The 23,968-nt window shown below is 42.2% G+C and carries 19 protein-coding genes and 1 pseudogene; 7 read left to right on the top strand and 13 right to left on the bottom strand.

Going from position 1 to position 23,968, the window contains the following annotated elements; all coding sequences use genetic code 11:
• Positions 1 to 451 precede the first annotated feature (451 nt).
• From FBB35_RS33820 to FBB35_RS33805, 4 genes are all read right to left on the bottom strand, one after another.
• The gene (locus tag FBB35_RS33820; RefSeq protein ID WP_174713476.1) at positions 452 to 1,687 is read right to left on the bottom strand and encodes a DUF445 domain-containing protein; all 1,236 of its coding nucleotides are present in this window, start codon (positions 1,685 to 1,687) and stop codon (positions 452 to 454) included.
• 271 nt (positions 1,688 to 1,958) lie between these two features.
• Positions 1,959 to 2,651 (bottom strand): bifunctional demethylmenaquinone methyltransferase/2-methoxy-6-polyprenyl-1,4-benzoquinol methylase UbiE, encoded by a 693-nt coding sequence (ubiE, locus tag FBB35_RS33815; RefSeq protein ID WP_174713475.1) that lies wholly within the window; start codon positions 2,649 to 2,651, stop codon positions 1,959 to 1,961.
• 84 nt (positions 2,652 to 2,735) lie between these two features.
• Entirely contained in the window at positions 2,736 to 3,692 is a 957-nt protein-coding gene (locus tag FBB35_RS33810) for a response regulator (RefSeq protein ID WP_174713474.1), read from the bottom strand.
• Between the two features lie 91 nt (positions 3,693 to 3,783).
• A complete protein-coding gene (locus FBB35_RS33805) occupies positions 3,784 to 4,017 on the bottom strand; it encodes a hypothetical protein (protein WP_174713473.1) in 234 nt (77 codons plus the stop codon).
• Between the two features lie 285 nt (positions 4,018 to 4,302).
• Here FBB35_RS33805 and FBB35_RS33800 point away from each other — a divergent pair, with 285 nt between their 5' ends.
• Complete coding sequence (locus tag FBB35_RS33800) at positions 4,303 to 5,391, top strand: RuBisCO accumulation factor 1 (protein WP_174713472.1); 1,089 nt, start codon at positions 4,303 to 4,305, stop codon at positions 5,389 to 5,391.
• Between the two features lie 67 nt (positions 5,392 to 5,458).
• On the opposite strand, the gene FBB35_RS33795 is transcribed toward FBB35_RS33800, so the two are convergent.
• A complete protein-coding gene (locus tag FBB35_RS33795) occupies positions 5,459 to 6,688 on the bottom strand; it encodes an ATP-binding protein (RefSeq protein ID WP_174713471.1) in 1,230 nt (409 codons plus the stop codon).
• A gap of 123 nt (positions 6,689 to 6,811) precedes the next feature.
• On the opposite strand from FBB35_RS33795, the gene FBB35_RS33790 reads away from it, so the two are divergent.
• Complete coding sequence (locus tag FBB35_RS33790) at positions 6,812 to 9,232, top strand: ATP-dependent helicase (protein ID WP_174713470.1); 2,421 nt, start codon at positions 6,812 to 6,814, stop codon at positions 9,230 to 9,232.
• Positions 9,233 to 9,652: 420 nt separating this feature from the next.
• Here the strand turns inward: FBB35_RS33790 and FBB35_RS33785 are convergent, their stop codons facing one another.
• From FBB35_RS33785 to FBB35_RS33775, 3 genes are all read right to left on the bottom strand, one after another.
• Complete coding sequence (locus tag FBB35_RS33785) at positions 9,653 to 10,213, bottom strand: GNAT family N-acetyltransferase (RefSeq protein WP_174713469.1); 561 nt, start codon at positions 10,211 to 10,213, stop codon at positions 9,653 to 9,655.
• Between the two features lie 87 nt (positions 10,214 to 10,300).
• Positions 10,301 to 10,969 carry a DUF1345 domain-containing protein gene (locus FBB35_RS33780; RefSeq protein WP_174713468.1) on the bottom strand — a complete coding sequence of 223 codons (669 nt, stop codon included), beginning with the start codon at positions 10,967 to 10,969 and terminating at the stop codon, positions 10,301 to 10,303.
• A 199-nt stretch (positions 10,970 to 11,168) separates the two neighbouring features.
• Positions 11,169 to 11,558: a DUF1499 domain-containing protein gene (locus tag FBB35_RS33775; protein ID WP_174713467.1), complete on the bottom strand. Its 390-nt coding sequence runs from the start codon at positions 11,556 to 11,558 to the stop codon at positions 11,169 to 11,171.
• 193 nt (positions 11,559 to 11,751) lie between these two features.
• On the opposite strand from FBB35_RS33775, the gene FBB35_RS33770 reads away from it, so the two are divergent.
• The gene (locus FBB35_RS33770) at positions 11,752 to 12,900 is read left to right on the top strand and encodes an alanine--glyoxylate aminotransferase family protein (RefSeq protein WP_174713466.1); all 1,149 of its coding nucleotides are present in this window, start codon (positions 11,752 to 11,754) and stop codon (positions 12,898 to 12,900) included.
• Positions 12,901 to 12,961: 61 nt separating this feature from the next.
• Here the strand turns inward: FBB35_RS33770 and FBB35_RS33765 are convergent, their stop codons facing one another.
• The gene (locus tag FBB35_RS33765; RefSeq protein WP_174713465.1) at positions 12,962 to 13,366 is read right to left on the bottom strand and encodes a response regulator; all 405 of its coding nucleotides are present in this window, start codon (positions 13,364 to 13,366) and stop codon (positions 12,962 to 12,964) included.
• Between the two features lie 166 nt (positions 13,367 to 13,532).
• On the opposite strand from FBB35_RS33765, the gene FBB35_RS33760 reads away from it, so the two are divergent.
• Positions 13,533 to 14,599, top strand: a protein-coding gene (locus FBB35_RS33760; protein WP_174708235.1) for an ISKra4 family transposase whose coding sequence is annotated in 2 segments (ribosomal slippage) — positions 13,533 to 13,689 and positions 13,689 to 14,599 — 1,068 coding nt in all. Because the reading frame shifts where the segments join, the coding sequence is not laid out codon by codon here.
• 837 nt (positions 14,600 to 15,436) lie between these two features.
• On the opposite strand, the gene FBB35_RS33755 is transcribed toward FBB35_RS33760, so the two are convergent.
• The 4 genes and pseudogenes from FBB35_RS33755 to hemF all read right to left on the bottom strand — a co-directional run bounded on the left by FBB35_RS33755 (position 15,437) and on the right by hemF (position 20,113).
• Positions 15,437 to 16,864 carry a hypothetical protein gene (locus FBB35_RS33755; protein WP_174713464.1) on the bottom strand — a complete coding sequence of 476 codons (1,428 nt, stop codon included), beginning with the start codon at positions 16,862 to 16,864 and terminating at the stop codon, positions 15,437 to 15,439.
• Between the two features lie 517 nt (positions 16,865 to 17,381).
• Positions 17,382 to 18,296 (bottom strand): annotated as a pseudogene (locus tag FBB35_RS33750) (IS982 family transposase).
• Between the two features lie 127 nt (positions 18,297 to 18,423).
• Positions 18,424 to 18,792 (bottom strand): STAS domain-containing protein, encoded by a 369-nt coding sequence (locus tag FBB35_RS33745; RefSeq protein ID WP_163933353.1) that lies wholly within the window; start codon positions 18,790 to 18,792, stop codon positions 18,424 to 18,426.
• A 277-nt stretch (positions 18,793 to 19,069) separates the two neighbouring features.
• The gene (gene hemF, locus FBB35_RS33740) at positions 19,070 to 20,113 is read right to left on the bottom strand and encodes an oxygen-dependent coproporphyrinogen oxidase (protein WP_174713463.1); all 1,044 of its coding nucleotides are present in this window, start codon (positions 20,111 to 20,113) and stop codon (positions 19,070 to 19,072) included.
• A gap of 308 nt (positions 20,114 to 20,421) precedes the next feature.
• Here hemF and FBB35_RS33735 point away from each other — a divergent pair, with 308 nt between their 5' ends.
• The 3 genes from FBB35_RS33735 (at position 20,422) to rodA (ending at position 23,941) form a co-directional block, all read left to right on the top strand.
• Positions 20,422 to 20,946 carry an SRPBCC family protein gene (locus FBB35_RS33735; protein WP_163933347.1) on the top strand — a complete coding sequence of 175 codons (525 nt, stop codon included), beginning with the start codon at positions 20,422 to 20,424 and terminating at the stop codon, positions 20,944 to 20,946.
• A gap of 333 nt (positions 20,947 to 21,279) precedes the next feature.
• Positions 21,280 to 22,350 (top strand): Mrp/NBP35 family ATP-binding protein, encoded by a 1,071-nt coding sequence (locus tag FBB35_RS33730; protein WP_174713462.1) that lies wholly within the window; start codon positions 21,280 to 21,282, stop codon positions 22,348 to 22,350.
• A gap of 277 nt (positions 22,351 to 22,627) precedes the next feature.
• Positions 22,628 to 23,941, top strand: coding sequence for a rod shape-determining protein RodA (gene rodA / locus FBB35_RS33725; protein ID WP_174713461.1), 1,314 nt, complete (start codon positions 22,628 to 22,630; stop codon positions 23,939 to 23,941).
• Positions 23,942 to 23,968: the final 27 nt, after the last annotated feature.

Genomic DNA, 23,968 nt, shown 5'->3' with positions numbered 1-23,968 from the left:
GTTTCTTTGTCCCCTCAAACTCCCCACATCCACGCCTTCTAGGCAACAATGGTTTATGCACTGTGCCAACTAAGGATGGGGGAACCGTGAATTTTCAATCCGTAATAATTTTATTGCATCACTTCTGGGGTGAGCGCGGTTGTCTCATTGCCCAGCCCTACGATATTGATGTAGCTAATGTAGTAATGCAGGTGATGCATCTAAATATATATAGATAGTTGTAGATAGTTGCCGGACTATTAGGATTACTGTTTTATTTTTGAAAAAGCACTACACACAGTGATCGCATCCATGTGTACTTAGCTTGTTACACAAGCTTAATGATATAAGTTTATACAAATGGTATGCCCATTGCTTGGGTATTTAGAACTCACATCTCTTGTCAAAAGCCGATCGCTCAATTTCACTCATTTCAGAATTTGGGCAACTTGCAGCTATGATCTGGCAAAAATTAATATTGACTTAATACTAAAAATACTGTCTGCAATAAGCCAATAACAAAACCTAAAACACCACCTAAAGTCACAATGGCTTGCAATTCATTTTTGACAATTCCCTCGATAGCAGCTTCTAAATCAGTCGGTGAAGTTGATTTCACCCGGTCAACTATCACTTGATCTATCGATAAAATCGGAATTGCCTGTGCCACAATTATTTCTAAATCTTTTTCCAAATACTTATCTAAAATTAGAGCCAACTCTTGACTCATCACTTCTAAAGAAGTACTGACAACCGGTGAAGTACTAAGACGATTCAGTAGCACTACAGCAATATTTTCCCAATCAACAGAATCAGTTAATCCTTGTAAAAAATCGCTGCCACTGTTTTGCAGGTAATGGCGGACACTTTCGCGGGTGGTCTTTCGCAGTTGACGCACCGTGCCCATCGGCAAGTTTTGTAATGATAAATTTTGCAGGAATTTCCTGATGCGATCGCGTATTTGCAAATCTTGAGTCAATTCCTGCAAACGATTATTGGTAGCTTCTTTCTCATCTAAGCAAAAAGTTCGTAGGCGTGTAAGAGTGTTGCGTAAGCCAAACAAATTTGCTACAACCCAATAAGTACCACTGGTTTTTTCACGGAACCCTTCATCAATAATTTGAATCGTGCGATCGGTCAAAAAATCAACTATTGCTTGGCGCAGCATATCCGGTGGTAAAACTACTTCTAACAACCAATCAGCAAGCCTTGTAGCTTGTTCTTCACTCAGTTGAAATTCCAGCAATATTTGGTCAAAAATTTGATTGATTTGCGCTTCCAGAAAGTCTTCACGTCGCGCTAAAACCTTGAGTAAGCGAGGTAAGGATTCCCCTAGCAAATCCCGCAAAATTCCCGCGACAATTTTGGCACTTTTCTCGTTTTTTTCTGTGTTGATTTGTTCAATCGCCAACCGCAACAGCCAGAGAATTGCTGCTTGCACGCGTTCTGTTTGCAACAAACGCCGCGCCAAATTTTGTAATTCTTGTGGTGTCAACAGTGACCCCATAATGGTCTTGGAAATGTTCAGAGCTAGACGTTCCTGGTTGCGGGGAATCAAGCCAGGCGTGAAGGGTACTCTTCGTCCAGCAATGTAAATTGCTTGGTAAGGACGGAACAACATTTTGATGGCTATATCATTTGTGAAATAGCCAATAATTCCACCCAGTACCGGGGGAGACACATAAAGCCAAAGATGAGACCAGTCCACAGGATTTTGGATTTTGGATTTTGGATTGTGAATTCTAGATTAGAAATTAGGGATTGGGGATTGGTAATTGGCGGTTATTAGTTATGAGTTGTTTTTCCACTAACTACTAACGATTTTCCATTAGCCATTACCTATTCCGCAGTCCCCAATCTAAAAGACGTTCGCAGACTCGCTCTGAGCGAATCTATGCCATTGGCAAAGCCTCTCGTTCGCGTTAGCGTCTCTGAAAGAGAAGAGAAGGCTTTACGCCACGCTATCCCAAATCTAAAATCTAAAATTTGCTGACTACCAGCACTCCCATCATACCGTTCGCAATGGGGTAGTGTGTGGCAACAGCAAAACCAACTTGACGCGCTAACTCTATTTGCTCTTGGTCTATGGGAAAGCGGTCTAAGCTGGGACTGATGTAAGCATATTCTTCTTTTAACCCTAAATAATTGGCAACTGGCACCACGAAACTATCCAGATACAACTGCTGAAAGGCACGTAACTGAGGATTGCTCGGTCGATGAAAGTCCAAAATTGCAGCTTTAGCACCCGGTTTCAAAACACGGTATAACTCTTGGAGACTGCGAGGAATATCTTTAACATTCCTTAAACCATAGCCCATTGTTGCGGCATCAAATTGGTTGTCGTCAAAGGGTAAATTTAGTACATCTGCTTCTACCCAGGCGATCGCAGGTTGAGGGTATTGCTTTTGGGAACGTTCTTTAGCAGTTTCTAGTAGATTGCAGGAAAAATCCACTCCATATACATATCCTGTAGCTCCCACGCGCCTTGCCAAACGTAAAGCTAGATCGCCACTACCGCAGCACAAATCTAATGCAGTATCACCCGATTTAGCCGCACTCCATTTAACTGCCATTTCCTTCCAAATTCGATGCTGTCCCAAACTCAACCAATCGTTCAATTGGTCATAAACTGGAGCAATACGGTTAAAAATGGATTGAACTTCGTTAGTCATTGGTCAATAAGTCATTGGTCATTGGTCATTAGTCATTCGTCATTTGCCAAGGGTAAAAGACAAATGACAAAGGACAAATGACAACTACACAATGGGTTGATGGTATCCACTGCTAGTTAGAGCGATCGCTACCAGTTGTGCTGATAAATTAATTAGGATTAATTCATCTTCCCGCAAAGTGCAAGGTTGTTTCCACTGTAGCGATAATACGCCCAAAAGTTCATTATGGTAGCTAATTGGGATAACTAAATGTGCTTGCACACCAGTATTTTGGTAGTGAGTAGCATCAATTAGTTTGGTGTCTTTAGGTATATTTAAAGAAACTTGCATTTGCCCAGTGGCGATCGCTTCCTTTGTTAATGGGTCTTGAGATAGCCAATTTTCTATTTTACCTGTATTGCTGTAAGTTCCTTGAGTTGCAATCAGAGTATTTCCATCTGTAAGTTGTAAAATACAGCCTTCTGCCCCAAAAGTCTCACTCACAGCCTTGGCGATTGGAGTGAGAGTTTCCTCTAAACTAGAAGCTGCTTGAGTTACCTGTACCAAAACACTCAGCAGCGCCATTTGAGCATGAGCGCGGCGTAATTCTTCTGTACGTTGCTTGAGCAAGTCGTAGGTTTCTGCTGCTCTTTGCACCACTGCCTTGAGTTCTCCTGGGTCCCAAGGCTTGGTGATATATTTGTAGACTTGTCCAGCATTAATCGCCTCTACCAAGTCTTCAATATCAGTAAATCCGGTGAGAATTATCCTCACCGTATCGGGAAACTGAGGTACAGTTTTGCTCAGAAATTCAGTTCCTTTCATTTCTGGCATCCGTTGATCAGAGATAATCACAGCTACCTCCCCTTCTGCGGCCAAAACTTGTAGAGCGTTCACTCCACTATCAGCTTTCAGAACATTAAAGTCGCGTCGAAAGGTGCGATAAAGGAGATCGAGATTATCTGGCTCATCGTCAACTACTAAGATTTTCAGCTTTTTTGGCCGTTCGAGAGTCATTACTTGATATTGGACTTTATCAATTTCTACACTGGGATTATCCATAAGATATTTCCTTTAAATATTCACTATCTTGTTATATTCCATACCAAGCTTAGTTGAGAATAGCTAAAAATTGTCAAGGGTTTATACGGAGCTATTTTGCATATTTTAAAACTATTAAGAGTGAGCTATACAGAGAAAATTTACCTGCCGAAATATCTGAATTAGGAAATATTGCACCAAAAGAACCAACTAAATCAGCGTAACTATGGCGATTTTCATCATAGTAGGACTTACGTAAAACTATACGCGGTAGGGGCAATAGCCGCAGGGGTACGCTACCGCTAGTTCCTTGATGCCGGGAAACCCTTCCACCGGAATGGCTCACGCTTTGCGTCTATATGAATTGCCCTAAGAAGAAAATTAGGGTTCAGCTAAAGTTTTGCATAAATTAAGGTAGGTTCACAAATCTCCTTTGCATACAACGCGTAGTAAAGGCACACAGATGTGCGTAGTGTAACTCGTAAAATGGCTTGGAATTAGATTGGTTGAAATTTCAACCTATGCCTCTTTCTGAACTCAAGGCAGTAGGTCTGGGTAATTCTATAGATTAGAATAAGACTTGCTCATGAGGTGTTAATCATCCTCTCAAGTTGAAGCTCGCATCCCGATTATGACTGATCTACCACCCAACGCTCAGAATCCCGAAGAAAATGCTACTAACGATGTAGCACAAGAGTTACTACGAAGACTGAGGCAAAAACAAGGCAACTGGGTGGAATGGGGAACGGCGATCGCCTCGTTGCTAAAAACCGGTTACAATCCCCAAGAAATTTTTGAGGCAACTGGATTTGAGCCAATTCAACAAAATCAGGTCGTTGTTGGTTCTCAAGTTTATAATTCTTTGGAAAAGTTTGGAGTAGCGGAAGAAACGCGATCGCATTATGCCACACGCGGCAGTGATGTTTTATACGAACTGCGTTTGCTCACCCAAGAAGAACGTGCCGCCGCCGCCGAACTGATCTTCTTTCACAAAATCGACGCTGATGAGGTGAAGGAAGTGGCAAAAGCAATTAAAGAGTTCTCCTATTTCCGCACTTTGCCAGAAGGATTTTCTGCCCATCCTGGGGATGCCGTTGCTCACCAAGTTTGGAAACTGGCACGCCAAAATGCAGATTTACAACAGCGATCGCGCCTGATTGCCAAAGGTTTGCGTTTTGCTCACACGCCAGTAGCAAGGCAAAAAATCGAACAGCTACTGACTGATTTTACTACCGTTCCCCAGCGTCCAGCGCCAATTTTACCCTTTTACCGCCTGGAATTTGAAGAACAATTACCCCGAATTTTGCCTGTGGTAGGCGAATTGCCATTATCACGACAAGATTTGCAAGCTGTGCCAATATTGACAGAAATTGAACCATTTCGCCTGGTTAAGTTTTCTGGAGAGCAAGCTTGGGTTCCATTACCAGGTTGGCAAGTGCTGTTGGCGGCAGAAGATCCAGTAGTGATTTTAGCGAATAGCGATCGCTTCCCCATCCAAAACCAAAACCAAGTGGGGCCCGTTGTAGTTGTGGTAGATCGTGCCAAACGACAATGGGATGCCTCAAGCTATTTTGTTGTTGAAAATGGTGGTGAACTAGAGTTTCAATGGTTTGAAACTGAGCCAGAAATTCCTCTACTAGGACAAATTATTATCATTGTGCGTCCCAAGAAAATTCTGGATGAAGAATTAACTAAGGATTCTTGGCAGATTGATGAATAATTGAAGAATTCAGGAGTCAGAATTCAGGAGCCAGAATTCTGAATTCTGTTCTGAATAAACTTCCATTTTAACTTTCTAAATCTTTACTGCTAACAGTTACGCTGCTCATTTGTTCTCGCAAAATCGCAACTTGAGAAATCATAATTTTCTCTAGCGCCCCATTTTCCATCGTTCCCATCCAACGAATCATTGATGAGAGAAATAATTCTTTGAGGTAGGCAAAAGAAAAGCCTTCTGTTAATTCAACTATCTGACTTACAGCATGTTCAGACAAGCCCATCGCACTTTTTAATTTTTCATTCCACAATGTGATGTAGGCTTCTCGTTCGGGGATAGCTGGCAGGTCAAAATGATATTTGCGGTCAAAGCGACTGGGGCGATTACTAATTGCTGAATCTAAACGTTCTGGATGATTAGTGGTTGCAATGGTAACAATTCCTTGATTAGAGGCAAAGCCATCAAGCTCATTTAAAAAGAAAGAGCGATTTTCATCATTTAATAGAGAGTCAATATCTTCTAATACCAAAACACAAGGGGCAGATTGCCGTGCTTGTTTGAATACTTTACGAATATTGTCGCTATCAGTAGCATACTCAGACTTAAAGCTTTTAACGTATAAGCAAGGCTGCTGCATCTGGTTAATTAATGCCTTAACTGTATGCGTTTTTCCATTTCCTGGTGAGCCAATAAACAAAATACCACGTTTCCAAGGAACGCTATAATTGGCATAAGTTTCGCTGGAGGCAAAAAAGTTTATTAGGTCATCTTGAATATCTTGCTTCAGATTTTTATGCAAAATGAGATTCTCAAAAGTTGCGCTTTGAATGGATTGAAATAGGTCTGGATTTTTATCCCAATAACCATCTTCAAAAACTAAAAGTTCATCACGAATTTCTGAGTTCCAATCACAAACTGCGGCGAAAAATTTTTCAGCGACTTCCATGCTATCTGCCAAAATCCAAGAATAGCGAGTTTTACAATAACCTTCATTCCAACTCATTAAGAGGGTATCAAGTTTATTTCCTTGCCATGAAACTTGAAACCTAGCATTTTCAGTATATTTGTAAATATCGTTTTCCATACCATTCCAGCCAGTCAGCATCTGGTTATGGATACGATCGTCATATTTTATTTTACATAAATTTGCCTCAGCATACTTTTCTAAATTGAAGGAATCATCATTACTTTCCAGTAAGGCTTTTTTAGGATAAATAGCTGCTAGTTCCTGACTAACATGATAAGAGATAGCATTATTAGATAAACTCAGGGCTTGTGTAATTAGTTTTTGGATTTTCATGTTTATTTATTTTTCTGGTTAGTTAGAGCTTAGAAAGATATCAAATTAAGCTAATCTAACATTAAGAAGCCTAAATTGTGAATTCTTACTTAAAGAATTCTTCTTCCAAATATAAAATTTGATATGTCAGACTCTAAATTTACTACTCCTGTGGCTCAAGAATCCCTGCACTCAGAATTGTCTGAGCGATCGCCAGTTCCTAATCTGCGAGATAAAATTCTCGCAATTCGCAACAGTCTACGCCCCGGACAACAACAAATGGCTGACTGGGGATCTGGCCCTTTGGCTATTTCTGCCGTTCCTGGTGCAGGCAAATCTACTGGGATGGCGGCGGCGGCAGCGATCGCGATCGCCCGTCAATATGAGCGTTATGCCCAGTCGCGCCCATCCTCGCGTCGTCATTTGGTGGTTGTCACCTTTACTCGTTCTGCTGCTGCCAATATTAAAGCGAAGATCCGCAAATTCTTACGAGATGATTTATCTCTACCCCAGACGGGCTTTTTTGTCTATACTCTACATGGTTTAGCGTTAAATATTGCTAGCCGCCATTCGAATTTATCTGGTTTGCAGTTAGAAAATGTCACATTAATTACACCAACCCAAAGTCATCGCTTTATCCGAACAGCCGTAGAGCAATGGATTGCCAATAATCCCGGAATATATTTGCGGTTATTAGAAGGTCATCAATTTGACGGAGAAGAGACAGAAAGGTTACGTCGTCAATCGGTGCTACGAACAGAAGTATTGCCAGAATTGGCTAATACAGTAATTCATGAAGCAAAAAGTTCGGGGATATCACCAGAAAAATTGCGGGAGTGGAGTAAACAAACTACAGACGAATATACAATTTTGAGCGTAGCGGCGGGATTGTATGAGCAATATCAAAACTTAATGCGATCGCGTGATTTCATCGATTACGACGATATGATTTTAGCCGCACTGCGCGTTTTAGAAAACGACAGCGCCCGCCGCATTGAGCAAAATCAAGTTTTTGCCGTCTTTGAAGATGAAGCCCAAGATTCTAGTCCCCTACAGACGCAACTGTTAGAAATTTTGGCACGTGATGGGGAAGCAGGGGGAGATAATTCTTCACTCCTAACTCTTAACTCAGCACTCAACTTGGTACGAGTTGGCGATCCTAACCAGGCGATTAACTCTACCTTTACCCCAGCCGATCCGATTTATTTCCGGCAATTTTGCGAAGAGTGTGATCGCATCGAACGATTGGCAACGATGGATCAAGCCGGTCGCAGTAGTAGAATTATCATTGAAGCGGCGAACTTTGCCCTCAAATGGATCAATAATCAATCCTTAGCAAAAACGAATAACGGACGACAGATTCCTGACAACCGACAAGTACCGTTTCGCTTCCAGACAATTCGCCCTGTTGAAACTGGAGATCCACAAAAGAACGCCAACCCAGCACCAGTAGGACGAGGATTAGAACTTTATACTCCACGTGACATTCATCACACCGTTGAATTGTTATCTCAAAGAGTAGTCGAGTTATTTGGTGAAGATCCAACGCAAAATAGTGCAGCGATTTTAGTGCGAGAAAATCGCCAAGGAAGATGGTTAGGAGAGGCTTTAGCACCTGTGTGCAAAGAGCATAAAATTACACTTTACGATGTGGGAGAACGCGATCGCCGTTCCCATGTTCCCCAAGAGATTTTAGCATTGCTGCAATTTTGCGATCGCCCCCACTCCCCCGATTACCTCAAAGCCGCCCTAGAAGCATTAGTACAGCGCCAGTTAATTCCTACCCAAGACCTCAACGCCCTTGCTAGTCTACCAGAAGAATTTTTGTATCCTGGCCCTTTAGCAGCACCCCAGGCAGAAACAGTCCAAAAAGCCGCACGTTTGTGTCGCAATTTACTTCGCGCCCGCTTGGAATTGCCCCTATACCAGCTAATTTCCTTTCTCGCCTTGACCTTAAATTACGATCAGGCAGAATTGGCAACTGCTGACAAACTTGCAGAACGGGTAAACCAGCAAATAGCTGGCAATAGTTCGATGGGGGGAATGCTGTCAGCTTTAAGTGAAATCGTCAGTTCCGAACGGTTTGAACCAGTGGAAACCGAAGATTCGGAAGAACGTTACACTCGTCGCGGTCAACTAACCATTATTACCATGCACAAAGCCAAAGGGCTGGATTGGGACTATGTATTTCTTCCCTTTCTCCACGAAAACTTGATTCCTGGAAGATTTTGGGTTCCTCCCCAAAGCCAGTTTTTAGGAGATTTTACCTTATCAGAAGTAGCCCGTGCCCAAATTCGGGCTGCTCTCCACGGAGAATCTACCATACCAGATGTTACACAAGCATGGGAACAAGCAAAGCACTTGAAAATATCTGAGGAGTACCGTTTACTCTACGTTGCGATGACACGGGCCAAGCGTCTGGTATGGATGTCAGCAGCGCAGAAAGCCCCCTTTACCTGGAGTAAACCGGAAAATTTGCAAGAACAAGCGCCTTGTCCAGTTTTTCCAGCATTAAAGCGGCAATTTCCTGAATGTGTGGCGAATTTAGCGGTAATGGCTAAATAAGTGCGATCAAAATTTTTAAGAAATTGAATGGAATTTAAAGTGATTAGCGATCGCACCGTCCCAGAATATCTGTATAAAATAAATTATCTCTTGTGGAATTTGCCATTTCAAAATTGGTGTTATACATTTGTGTTCAGCTTTTAATCGGAAATATATTTATCAATGAAAACCCAACAAATCAGTTCCACGACACTAGAAAATAGACCCACCAAAACGAAAAAACAGTCTTTTCCTGGCATGAATATTGGTAGCCCTAAAGTACCATTCCGTCAATGCAAGAAAACAGCACAACAGCATGAATTACTTAGTGATTGGGAACATGCAAGTTGATTTAGAGACATGTTGTTACACCAAATTACTTATGGTATCTGGCTTCTGTGAGACTCCCAATATGCGAGTTTTTAATTAGGGTGCAATGGATTATTTTCGATCTATTGCCATAAGCCAACAATCTGAATATTTCCCTTCATGCAGTTCATGGACGGGCAATAGCTTTAATTTTACAAAACCACATTTTTCATAGCAGCGAATAGCGCGAGGATTGTCAACGTGCGGGTCTATGACAATTTTACGAGCTTGCCTGTGTTCAAAAAGATAGGCGATCCCTGCTGACAAGATTTTTGTACCAATTCCCTTGTTCCAATAGTTGGTTTCGCCTATGAACAAGTCAATACCATACACTTCATCAGTTTGTTCGATATAATACAACTGTCTATCACTTTGGGATAAGTCATTAAGCGCACAATACTGCAAATAACCAATGGGAATATTTTGATAGGAGAATAGACATGGAACAATCGGCTCATCTCTCACAATCGTGGGTTTGTACGTTTTCATAACTCTTTCTAAAGGAAAAGGATTATCTCTTCCTTCATAAAATTTCAGAACTTGTGGATCAGTTAACCATTTTGCCATTAACTCATAATCATAGATTTCATCTTGCATTAGACGAATAGTTATTTCGTCTTGTTGAATTAGCATATCCTATATATATTTTTATAAATAGAATTTCCTCTTTTTCAAAGTAGAGAAGTAAATAATCATACTTTTGGCTGAGTCAAGCGATTTTTAAATCAGCGATGCAATGATATTGATGCTCATCGCTACAATTGTGGTATTGAAAAAGAAGGATAATATGCCATGCAAAAGAGTCAAACGCCTCATGTCGCGTGATGTCGTCTGCACATCTGAAACTTGACTCGTCATGCCAACTACAAATGAATAATATAAAAACTCCCAATAATCTGGATAGTCGTTATTAGGAAAATCTAAACCTTTGGTGATTTCTTGTTTACTGTTACGATTAATATATTTGTAATAACTGTGTGCATATTGGACTGCAAACATCGTATGCACTAGTAACCAGGAACCGACAATGGTCATAATTGCAAGTATGACATGTAAGGTAAGCAGAGTTGTTGACAACCCTTTTTTATCAGTTAGCAAAAACCCGATCGCTAAAACACTAGCACAAGCCGCAGCTATCACCAGCATAAATATAGCTAAATGTCCTTCATATTCATTCTCAACATAACGGCGAATTTTTTCTGGGGTAGCTTTGATCATCTTCCACCAGGTTACGGCTAAGAAAAAGTCAATACCGGAGTTCCAGGCGCAGAGAATGCGAGTTGGTAAGTGCAGCCAAAACGGAAGAATTATTGAAACTAATCCAGCGAGTCCGACAGCAATTATCAGTCTGGGACGGGGGTCAAAGTTTTTAAATAAGTTAATTTTCACAAATATTGCGATCGCAGATATTATCCAGCCAGATTTAATTAATTCGTAATCACGCTCTCTATATAATACTCTTGCTAGCTAGCTTTTCTGTAAGAGTACGCAAACTCCCCACAGCTGCGCTAGCGTAATTGTAAAATTGGTGGTATTTAAGTTAATTATTATTCAGATTGCGTATGCCAAATACTCAACGAATTACGGATTATCTTAACTTGGCTCTAATCGTCTCTATTCGTTGACGATTCACACCTAGATCGCTTTGACCTAAGCGCGAAGCTGAACGCACTTGGATCACCTTATCATTTCGATCTAGATAGAATTCTACATCATCCACAAATCCTAGTAAAGCACTTTTAAATTCTGCATATAAATAATCTTTATTTTCGGTAATGATTTTAGTTCTTGGTAAAGACCGAATAATTTGTTTAAGATTATTAATTGCTTCTTCTGGACTAGATGTAAAAGTCAGTGGTGCAATTTTGTGGGTTGCATCTGTACTCTGACTAGAAACACAGTTAGGAGAGTTAGGGCAGGATGCTAATTTACCGTTGCTAACACCTAAATTATTTGGTCGTTTGCCAGCAAAAACCATAATTACGTCTCCGGCTAAGTGAATAAGTATACTCTCACATATTTACTTGAATTACTGTAATGCTTTGCAGCGATCGCTCGCATCTTCTGGCAAATGACAGATTCACTAAAACATCGGTGATGCGTTCGCCTCTGGCGTTGGCGAAGCCATCGCTCTATGATCCGGTAAGTAAGTAATTAAGCAAACACAGATTATGACGCAAACAATTTCAATCAACGACTCTGGTCGGTTGCAACTTACACCGCTAGAAATCCCATCCCGCCTACTATTGGGGCCTGGGCCCTCCAATACCCATCCCACAGTTCTGCAAGCGATGAATACCTCACCAGTTGGGCATCTTGACCCTGCTTTTCTCGCCCTCATGGATGAAATTCAGTCGTTGCTACGCTACGTATGGCAGACAGAAAACTCACTCACCATTGCAGTCAGTGGTACGGGAACAGCCGCAATGGAAGCAACCATCGCTAATGCTGTTGAACCTGGTGATATAGTTTTGATTGGTGTGGCTGGTTACTTTGGTAATCGCCTCGTAGATATGGCTGGACGTTATGGTGCTGATGTCCGAACCATTACCAAACCTTGGGGACAAGTCTTCAACCTTGATGAACTCAAAACTGCCCTAGAAACTCATCGTCCGGCTATTTTGGCTCTAGTTCATGCCGAAACATCCACCGGTGCAAGGCAACCATTGGAAGGAGTTGCTGATTTATGCAATGAATTTGGCACTTTGCTGCTGCTGGATACTGTGACAAGTTTGGGTGGCGTTCCGTTGTTTTTGGATGCCTGGGGAGTTGATTTAGCTTATAGTTGTAGCCAAAAAGGGTTGGGTTGTCCGCCTGGTGCTTCGCCTTTTACGATGAGTGCGCGTGCAGTTGAGAAATTGCAACAGCGCCAAACTAAGGTTGCAAACTGGTATTTGGATATGTTGTTACTGGGTAAGTATTGGGGTGCTGAACGCACCTATCACCACACAGCACCCATTAATTTATATTATGCGTTGCGGGAAGCATTACGTTTGCTCTCAGAAGAGGGGTTAGCAAATTCCTGGCAGCGTCATCAGAAAAACGTAGAGTATCTCTGGGAAGGGTTAGAGAATTTAGGACTGAGTATGCACGTTGAGCAGGAGTATAGATTACCAACGCTTACCACTGTCCGCATTCCAACAGGAGTAGATGGGAAAGCGATCGCACGGCAGTTACTCAATGAATATAATATTGAAATTGGCGGTGGTCTTGGCGAACTAGCGGGTCTTGTCTGGCGCGTAGGGCTGATGGGCTTTAATAGTCGAAAGGAAAGTGTTGACCAACTTTTAGCAGCACTGCGGCAGGTTTTACCTAAGTAGTTTTAATGTGAAAATAGTGCGTTAACAGTAGCTTAACGCACTTGATCGGGCAATACAATCATTACCAATTACAAGAAGCAACCAAGCTAGCGACTATCTCAACTAGTTCGTCTGGATCGACGGGTTTAGATACATGAGTATCAAAGCCAACTTCCAAGGCACGGATACGAGCCTCAGTATCAGCATAAGCTGTTAAAGCAATAGCTGGGACTCGTCCACAATTTTTTGATTTGAGCGCACGAAATTTGCGGATGAAAGTGTAGCCATCTTCTCCAGGCAACCCAATATCAGAAATTAAAACATCAGGCTCCAATTCGGATAATACTTGGCGTGCCGCATCCGCTGATATTACTGATATAACTTTTGCTCCATCCATTTCCAACACAGTAGTGATGAAAAAGCGAGTATCATTATCATCTTCAACTACCAGAATATCTAAACCAGCAAGAGTTCCAGAAGGTTCCATAAATGAAATTTTATCGTAATTTAAGGGTTTAAATCCCCATTTTGAAAATGTCTTTATGGTCTTTTCCAGATGGCATGAAAAGTCAGATCCCTAGGGAGCATCCCAGTTTTTTGCAAAGAAGACGAAAATCAGTCAGGATAGGTAAGACGAGTGTATTTACTTACCGATGACCCCAGAACAAAAGCAAGCTCTTCAAAAACATATTCAGGCGATTGCTAAAATATTGTATGAAGATACGTCAAAAGAAAAGCTCACAAATCTTGCAGCAATTGAAGAAGCAGTGCGGAGTCAAATGCAGAAGCATGTTATGCCAGAAGTAGGGGTTTTTTTATCGAAACGATTACAGGGACAACCGCAGGATACCAACGACGGCTCAAAAGCATTCTTGGAGAGTTAGCAATAACGAGCAAACAAGCCATTGAATTAGAAGTCGCACCAAGTACTCAACTGAGTCCATATCTAGAAACTTGTTGTTTGAGGGTAAGTGCGAATGTCAGCTATGAAGATGCGGCATCAGACATCAAGTATTTTACGGGCATAGAGGTTTCTCACAGCAGTCAACAGAGATTAGTGCATCGCCAGAATTTTGAGTTGCCAACACCAGAACAGACAATTGAAGAATTAAGCGTCGATGGTGGAAACATCCGTGTCCGAACTCCTAAAGGTCAAATATGTGCATGGCTTGGCTATAAAGCAATTAGCTTACATCATCTCGGAATCTTGGGAACTTCATTTCAGAATAATCAGATTGTGATTGATTGGGTTAATGACCAACCACTGGCTAGCCCACTCACTTGTATTGGTGATGGACATGACGGCATTTGGAATATAATTGACCAATTAGCACCTGATGCACAACGTCGAGAAATACTTGATTGGTTCCATTTAATAGAAAACCTCCACAAAGTTGGGGGTTCACAAAAACGCTTGAAACAAGCACAAAATCTACTATGGAAAGGCCAAGTTGAGGCTACTATTGCCTTATTTACAGATTGTAAAGGCAAACAAGTACAAAACTTTTGCCGTTATCTTGATAAGCATCGCAATCGCATTATCAACTACGAATATTATCAAGCTGAAGAAATTTGTTCAATTGGTTCAGGTTCAGTTGAATCTGCCGTTAAACAGGTTGACCGTCGAACAAAAATTTCCGGGGCACAATGGAAACGAGAAAATGTGCCTCAAGTCCTAGCCCATCGCTGTGCTTACCTCAATGGATTATTGTCAGTTTGAGCCACTTTAAAAAGTGAGATGCTCCCGATCCCTATCCCTAAAGTAATTAATCATTCGTAATTACGAATTACGAATTGTTAACTAACTCCGCAATGTGTCTAAAACATAAGAACTAGTTATTATTACAAGTTTCTAGAAGAGGATTTCTGATAGGACTTACGCAAAACTACACGCTGTAGGGGCAATTCATGTAGACGCAAAGCGGCTTCCCGCAGGGTATTGCCCCTACCTGGAAATTAGGGTTTAGGCTATTTTTTGCGTAAGTCCTGTCTGAGAATGCGTAGGCGTAACCCACCGCAGGCATCGCTATATACAGCACGTTGCAAGTAAGTGAGGTTTAAATGTAGGACTCACGCATTAGATAGAGTTTCTACCTGTTGCCTCTTTCCTGTCTCAAAACCCGTAATTCTTTGCACTTTATGCAAAATAAAACTACTGTATCTGGTATTCGTCACTGGCTCACTGTGAGAAAAAACCAACAAACAGTAGAGGCAAAAGTATTAGTAGGGATACGATTAATACGAGGGTTGCCGGCTCGATTTTAATCTGGTTCTTTTGTGGATCGCGCATTTGGCTTGCTCTCGAAAAATAAGTATATTAACTCAGCCTAAAGGATGTTTATTCCTTTTTCCCAGCCCAATCAGGTTGAAAAATATAAACTTTTGGCAACTTTATCACCCTATCAGCTTATTTCTTCCAAGGCAATTTAGTTCCCATTTCAGTCAATGCTGAGAAGATGAGATAGAGGACAAGTAACCCAGCACCTACAAGGAAAGCTAGTAAATCGTTATCCATAAATGCTATTTGCTAAAACTTCGCTAATCATAGCGAAATCTACTAATCTTTAGCAGTTTTCTGAGTCTGCAACCTTTGGTCTTCTAGATGCAAACTGTACCAGCCATACCAGTGACGAACTGCTAGCCAAACGGCTGAAAGCAAACCCGCTAGGCTGAGGGTGAGGCCGCTCAAGGGTACTAATAATCCAAAGATGGGTAATACGGCTCCAGCAATAGTGCAGATAATAGCAGCCAGAGAAGCACTGCGGCTGGCTCCCAATCCCCATATTAAAAATAGTAAGATGATGGAAATTAAAGTCCAAGCCAACTGAGCATTGATAACACGAGCCAGATAGGTCAAAATCAATAGACAAGCAAAGAAAATACTACCAGCGATCGCAACATTTCTGAAACTCATTGGTAGTGATAAATATAACAGCAAGATCCACCACAAAAATATTGCTGGTCCTAACAATAAAAGACGCGGAATTACCCCCGTATGACGAATCGGTTCGGTGTTGGTAAACACTCCAAATGGATTTTTTACTGAAACATTCTCGTCAAATTTCCAAGTAAATTGCGTACTGCGTCCGTCAGATTTTATCTCATCAGGTTCAATACCACTGGCAAAATTAGCCGGAGCAAAGTTAGCATTTGCTACAAGACGGAAGTTAGATAGTATCTGTCCCCCTGCACTATAAACCCAGCGAGGCCCGCCTCTAGCCTGGTAGGTGACTCGAAAGGTAGTTTCTTCTCCTGGTTGTAGCCGGAAGGGAAAACCATAATCTTCTGGATTGATTTGTTGCAATCTTGTCCCGTCACGCTCGATTTTATAGCTAGAAAGAAGTGTGTAGCCGTTGGGTGGCGGTGCTTCAAAGAAAAAATTATTAATATCCTTGAGTTTGTTAATTACTTTATAATCGGCAGTATAATCTGCCCGATAAATTGAGCTACGACCTGGAACATCTACGCTTTGGTCAAGCTTGACTTGAATTTGCGAACCAGCCAAAGTCAAGAAGCGGTTAATTTGTCTTGTCTCATTTACCTTGACTATTTTGTTACCGACTTGAGTGTTATATGAGTATGGCTCCTGGATGGTGTAGCGCACTTGCGGGGCAAGTTGTTCGAGCTTTTCACCTGCAACACTTTCAGCCACTTGAGCCACCTTTGCCTGTTCCCAATAGTGGTAGCGATTGCTTAAAGTTGAACAGAGAAAAAATCCCGGTACTAAGAGAACTAATACTAGAGTTAAATGCTGTAATCCACGCAACAGTTGAGAATAGCCAACAGCCCATTCACCGATGAATATAAGTTGTTCCGGCTGGCTACGACGGAGAGAAAAACTTATCAGTGCGATCGCAATTCCTAGAGCTACGATCAAAAATACTAATAACAGTGAAGCTTTGAGCGCCTGGGTTCCAAATTGAACAAGCTCAATCGGATGCGTCAAATCGGGTAATCCGGGAATACCTTGAGCAGAAGATGACATTGGTTAATTTTTGCAGAATTTGGAGAACCAGACCCATAAATTTGCTTAAAAGTTTCTGAATAATAGTTTTATTTAATACGCAGATATTTTCAAGAAGTGCTGCTGAATTGCTCAACGGCAACTGAGAACTTACACAAAAAATCTCTCAAATTCTTATTTATCTGTGTTCTCTGTAGCTTTGCGTTAGCCTGTTGCAAGTCTTATTGAGACTACATCTTTCTGTTAATCATCCCTAAGTCTGATTAATCTCAACATCAAAAACCCGGCCATGATAGCCGGGTTTTTGAGTGGAAACATGAGGCTATATTGCCCAAAGGTTAGTTATAGAAGTTCAGTATAAAATCGATGCTCTGATTAGGGATACCGCTCAGTTGTTATCGATTTCGGAAAATTAGCTAAAAATTTTTGCGTAGTCTTCCTTTCTCTTCCAAGCAGCAACCGACTGGTAGCGCCAGAGTGTAGGATTGAGAAATATTGATTTTCCGGCTTTTGGTGATGAATAAACGCGATGTGCAACTTATTCTGTCACAAGACCATCGAACTGTAATGGTTCCAAACCAAATAAACGATTTAACCAGACACAAACAGTGTGAGCCAATAGTTTGCGATTTAAACGACTTGTCAAATGCCACATATCTCTGGCCCAGACTTTTTCGATATTAAAGCGATGCCTGCGGCGAGCTACGCTAACGCTAAGTTGTCCAATTACTGTTTCAATTAGGCGACGGACAGTTTGAAGTAGCTTTACCCAATATGCAGGACAGTCGTCCTGCATATTGGAACGTAGGGGTGTTTGTAAATCGATGCCATAGCGTGCTAGTTCCTGGCGGAGAGTGGTACTTATGTATCATTTGTCACCTATTACCAACCCCTGAATCAAGGTCACGATATCACAGATCGCTTCCCGTTCATCTCCCGAAGCAGAGGTTAATGTAAAGCTTGTAATCACCCCAGAGGCGCTAATGAGTAAGTGACCATGAAATCCGTAATATGTTTCCTTTTTTGCGGCACAGTAACCGTAGTTAGCAACTCCAGGAAAGCTACGACAACCACGAGCACGAGTAAAGCAACATAACGGTATCGGAATCCCGTCAATAATGTGTGTATTATCACTGAAAGCACCAAGTTCTATTGCTAAGGCTTGTTGTAGTTCTTGCTTGTACTGCCATAGGTTTGCAGCTTGTCGTACAAAGGTTGAACGGCTTTTCATCTGGGGAAACATTGAGAACCAATGACGGCGAAAGTATTGCCAAATACCTTTGTCCGTATCGATACCTTGAAACTCTGCCACAATTTCCATTGTAATCACTTCACTATCACTTAAAGATGGCTGAAATCCTCGACTACCCATAGGTTTACCATTGGTCACTTCCTTTAATAGATCATCCACACAGCAAAACACTGCTGTGATCAAGTCTTCCATAGATAACATTTGTTCCACCCTGGTAAGAGATAACAATCACAATCTCTCGGTTAAGCATAGGGTGGGACTTTTATCTTTGGAAAGAAAGTTGCACATCGCGTTAGTTATGAAGTTTCTATTAACTCCTAACTCTTTTTTAGCTAGCCATACTACGAGGTACACCTTCTAAAGCTTCATCTTCTGTTTCAAAGATTTCAAAGACAGTATCCATCATTGTCACTTCAAACACGAGTTTGGCTTCTGGATGTACATTGCAGATGCGGAAACTGCCCTTGACTTTATCAGCATCACGCATTCCAGCTACCAAAGACGTAAGACCAGAACTATCAATAAAATTTACCTGAGCCAGATTTACAACTACATGGCGGCTGAGTTTAGAAATACACTCTTGTAACTTCAGGCGAAATTGCCAAGCAGTGGTAATGTCTAGGCGACCTGCTGGTGTTAGGACAATAACGGTGTTTCCGTCTTGGGTTGTATAAGTTTTTTGGTCTATATGAATCACTAAAGCCCTCCCCGTGGCATTCCTCGTAAGATTAGGTAGTTACAGAATTGTCTAACGCTGTCACTTGAGATTAACAAGCTATAGCTAAAATTGTCACCTTTTTCTGCTAAGTGCTTAACTTTAGTAGTTTAACTCACTAAATCAGTACTGAGTAGCAATTTTAAACGAGGGAGTGGCAGAGACTAGGAAAATGAGGGAGATAGGGAAGAACTCCTAACTCCTAATCTCAGCACAGGCTCAAGGCTCCGCTACCGCTAACAAGCACTATTTGCACTATTTATTGAGGTGGTGTCCAGTTGATCCAATCTTGAGGCTTAAGAAAGGTTTCATACAACTCGGCTTCGGGTGTATTGGGTTCCGGTTGATAGCCGTATTCCCAGCGCACTAAAGGGGGTAGGGACATGAGAATTGATTCGGTGCGTCCGTTGGTTTGCAGACCAAAAATAGTACCTCGGTCATAAACCAAGTTAAATTCTACATACCGTCCGCGGCGATAGAGTTGAAAATTTCGTTGGTGATCGCCATATTCCATCCCATGCCGCCGTTCTACAATAGGTACGTAGGCTGGTAAAAATGCTCTGCCACAGCCTTGCACAAAAGCAAACAAATCTTCCCAATTGCGGGTTGCTGGTGTTCCCACCTGGTTGCTATGAATAGCCGCTTCTCCATTGGGATTTGGCCCGCGATATAAAGCACCTTGACCATCTTGGTAATCAAAAAATAGACCACCTACGCCTCGTGTTTCATCACGATGCTTGAGGTAAAAATATTCATCACACCACTTTTTAAATACTGGGTAATACTCCGGGTGGTGTTTGTCACAGGCCTGTTTTAACGTTTTATGTAAATGTGCCGCATCTTCGGCAAACGGGTAATAAGGTGTCAAGTCAAGACCGCCACCAAACCACCACACTGGCCCCGCTTCAAAGTAGCGATAATTTAGATGAACTGTGGGCACGTAAGGGTTGTGAGGATGTAATACCATTGAAGTCCCCGTGGCATAAAAGCCATGTCCTGCGGCTTCAGGGCGTTGGGTTAAAATTGAGGCTGGCAAATGAGAACCCCAAACTTCAGAAAAGTTTACACCTGCTTGTTCAAATATTGCACCTTCTCGCAGCACGCGCGATCGCCCTCCACCCCCTTCAGGGCGTTCCCAACTATCTTCATTAAACTTAGCCACACCATCTAGTTTTGCCAATGATTCAGTAATTTCGTCTTGCAGTTGTTTCATAAACTGACTGACTCTCATCTGAGCGTCAGGTGCTGGCAAAGACTTGGATGATTCTGCTGCTACAGTTGGTGTTTGCGAGTTGGTCAACATAGATTCCCGAACCTAAATTACAATTTCCAGAAAGCCACAAATTTCTTAATTTGAAAAATTTGGGGGAAACACGCGCCAACAATCAAGCTCTATTTGCCCAACCCGCTTTTTTCTTACTGGTTAAGCATTTATACGATTGATGGCCATCACTAGAGTTATTTTCCCTCAAATGCGTATAGGCTTGTATATTGACTGAGTTTTATTTTGTTAATTTTAACTATTTCGCTCATTTGGTACTTCAGGAACTGAGCGTAGTTGCACACAATACCAGAGTTACCAGAAAGTGTCTAGGGAGGAGGATTAGGAAAATGCAAGATTGGTTATCCAAATTCATCCACCGCAAACGTCGTCGGTTTTGCGCTTCTCTGGTGCGGACATATCGAGAGATAAGCTCTGCTTCTGTAGATGAACTGTGGCAAAAAGTTGCTGACTTAACAGATGTTTCCTGGCATCCACTACTTAAGAGTACTAATGTACCCTACGGATTAGTACCCAAACCAGGATTGATTTTTCATGCTGTAACACGCTTTTCGCCAATTCCCATCCGTATTTTTGTGGAGCGTGTCAATCACAGGGAGATGCTGAGTATCCGAGTGCTGGCAATTCCAGGAATAGAAGAACGGGTGACTTATCAAGTAGAGTCAACTGTTTGTGGCACTTGTTTATCTTATTCTGTAACGCTACGGGGGTGGTTATCGCCCCTGATTTGGTCTTTATCCCGTCCTTATGTAGACCGCGTAGCACGGTCTTTAGTAGAAGCAGCAGAAAAGACGGCATTGCCAACGGTATCTGGGAAGAAGAAATCTCTTGATGACAGTTGTTTTGATTTTTAGGTAAAGGGAAGAGGGCAGGGGGCAGGGGAGCAGGGGAGCAGAGAGCAGGGAGCAGGGGTATAAAGAAGAGACAAGGAAGAGGGGGGAGACAGAAGAGAGAGACTTGTTAAATAATTCCCCCTTGTCCCTCTGCTCCCTGCCCCCTGCCCCCTGCCCCTCTGCCTTTTGTACCCAATGCCCAAAGAAAGTTAAGATTCTATTAGGTAATAATGCCATTTGCTAAGTTTTATTATGGCATTGACAGTGAAAACACTAAGCTGACCTTACTTAAGAAAACATCGAGTTAATAGCTAAGATGTTCGCCATAAGTGTATTTATTCATTTTGAATTTTTATGTACGATGTCCTCGATTCTCGCTCTGTCCTAGAAATTTTGCGTCCAGTGGAAGACCCAGAACTCCGCAAAAGTCTGGTGGAACTGAATATGATTCGCAACGTCAAAATTGACGGTGGCAAGGTTAGTTTCACTTTAGTGTTGACCACTCCTGCCTGTCCTTTACGTGAATTTATCGTCGAAGACTGTCAGAAAGCTGTCAAAAAGCTACCAGGTGTTACAGATGTCAGCATAGAAGTAACAGCAGAAACACCCCAACAAAAAAGTTTGCCAGACCGTACTGGTATTTCTGGTGTCAAAAATATTATTGCTGTTTCCAGTGGCAAAGGTGGCGTTGGTAAAAGTACGGTAGCAGTAAATGTAGCAGTGGCTCTAGCTCAAACTGGGGCGAAAGTCGGTTTGTTAGATGCTGATATTTACGGCCCCAATGACCCTACGATGCTAGGTTTGGCTGATGCCCAAATTGTGGTGCGTTCCACTGAAACAGGTGACATTCTAGAACCTGCTTTTAATCACGGTGTCAAATTAGTTTCAATGGGCTTTTTGATTGACCGAGATCAACCAGTCATTTGGCGGGGGCCTATGCTCAATGGCGTAATTCGCCAGTTTCTCTATCAAGTGCAATGGGGAGAACTGGATTATTTGATTGTAGATATGCCACCGGGAACCGGAGATGCTCAGTTAACTTTAACTCAAGCAGTGCCAATGGCAGGGGCGGTAATTGTCACCACACCGCAAACTGTAGCCCTATTAGATTCTCGTAAGGGATTGCGGATGTTCCAGCAGATGAATGTCCCGGTATTGGGGATCGTGGAAAATATGAGCTATTTTATCCCCCCCGATCAACTAGATAAACAATATGACATCTTTGGTTCCGGTGGAGGCTCCAAAACCGCCACCGAATTGGGAGTACCACTCTTGGGGTGCGTGCCACTAGAGATTTCCACACGAGTTGGTGGTGACAGTGGTGTGCCCATAGTTGTTGGCGATCCAGATTCAGCTTCGGCAAAAGCATTAACTGCGATCGCTCTTACTATTGCTGGTAAAGTATCAGTTGCCGCGTTGACATAATTAATTTTAATTTCTATCTGCTTCCTGGGCTATGTCCTGGGAATACTAAAGATTGATTGGGCATAGGGAATGGGGAATGGGAGCAAAGAAAGAAATAAGTAACGCACTCAAAACATCCAATGCCCTTATAAAAGGCAGATGTATTAATTTTTCCCCTTTTCAAGGGTTGTTCTGGGGGATCTAGGTTTCAGATTTCGGTGCATAAATCCGAGAAATAACCAATTCCCAATTCCCAATTCCCAATTCTCAACACTTAAAAAAAGTCTAAATTGGCACAATGTTATTAAAACGATCGCTCCCCAAAATTCGCTGGAAGTCTTGGGTTAAGCCATGGCAGCATGTAGATTGGCTACTATTTTGTTTGCCAGTTGCTATCAGTATCTTTGGTGGCATTATGATCCTCAGTACGGAACTGAAGCAGCCAGTAACTGACTGGTGGTGGCACTGGATGGTAGCGGGTATCGGTGTGCTTATAGCCTTATTTTTATCTCGCATCCGCTACGAACTCTTAATGCAGTGGCACTGGGTAACATACTCACTCACGAATTTCAGCTTAATCGCGGTGATGATTGCTGGTACTAGCGCTAAAGGGGCACAGAGGTGGATTAGTATCGCTGGCTTTAACGTGCAACCCTCAGAATTTGCCAAAGTCGGCATGATCATTACCTTAGCAGCTTTGCTACACAGGCGTACTGCTTCTAGCCTTGAAGGTGTTTTCCGAGTTCTGGCAATTACCGCCATACCTTGGGGATTAGTATTTTTGCAACCAGATTTAGCAACATCATTGGTATTTGGTGCGATCGTTTTAGGAATGCTTTATTGGGCAAATGCTAACCCAGGCTGGTTAATTCTGCTGATTTCTCCTGTGGTTGCCGCCATTTTGTTTAGTATATCTTGGCCTTTATCAGAGCCGATAATTTTATTCAAAGAACTATCTTTTGGCCCATTGGGAATAGTTTGGTCATTTGCGATGGCTATTTTGGGCTGGCAAACTCTCCCTTGGCGGAGATTTGGTTGCAGTGCAATCGGTGCATGGACTCTCAATATACTGGGTGGCGAATTAGGAGTCTTCGCTTGGAACCATATTTTAAAACCGTATCAAAAAGCTCGGTTAACTGTATTCATGGATCCCGATCACGATCCACTCGGTGCTGGGTATCACTTAATCCAATCTCGTATTGCCATTGGTGCTGGTGAAATTTGGGGATGGGGTCTGTTCAAGGGGCCAATGACGCAACTGAATTTTGTACCCGAACAGCATACAGACTTTATTTTCTCCGCAGTCGGAGAAGAATTCGGTTTTGTTGGTTGTTTGTTAGTGCTGTTTGTCTTCTGCTTAATTTGCCTCCGCCTGCTGCATGTTGCCCAAACCGCCAAAGATAACTTTGGTTCCTTGTTGGCTATTGGCGTTTTATCTATGATCGTGTTTCAGGTGATTGTGAACGTTGGCATGACTGTAGGTTTAGCACCTGTGGCAGGAATACCTTTACCTTGGATGAGTTATGGGCGTTCTGCTATGCTGACCAATTTCATTTCCTTGGGAATAGTAGAATCAGTAGCAAATTTTCGCCAAAGGCAGAAGTATTATTGATTCGTCATTAGTCATTTGTAAGAAACA

It is taken from the genome of Nostoc sp. TCL240-02 (assembly GCF_013343235.1).
GTDB lineage: Bacteria > Cyanobacteriota > Cyanobacteriia > Cyanobacteriales > Nostocaceae > Nostoc.
The sequence above is the reverse complement of the archived record's forward strand: the minus strand, read 5'-3'. Positions and strand labels throughout refer to the sequence as shown.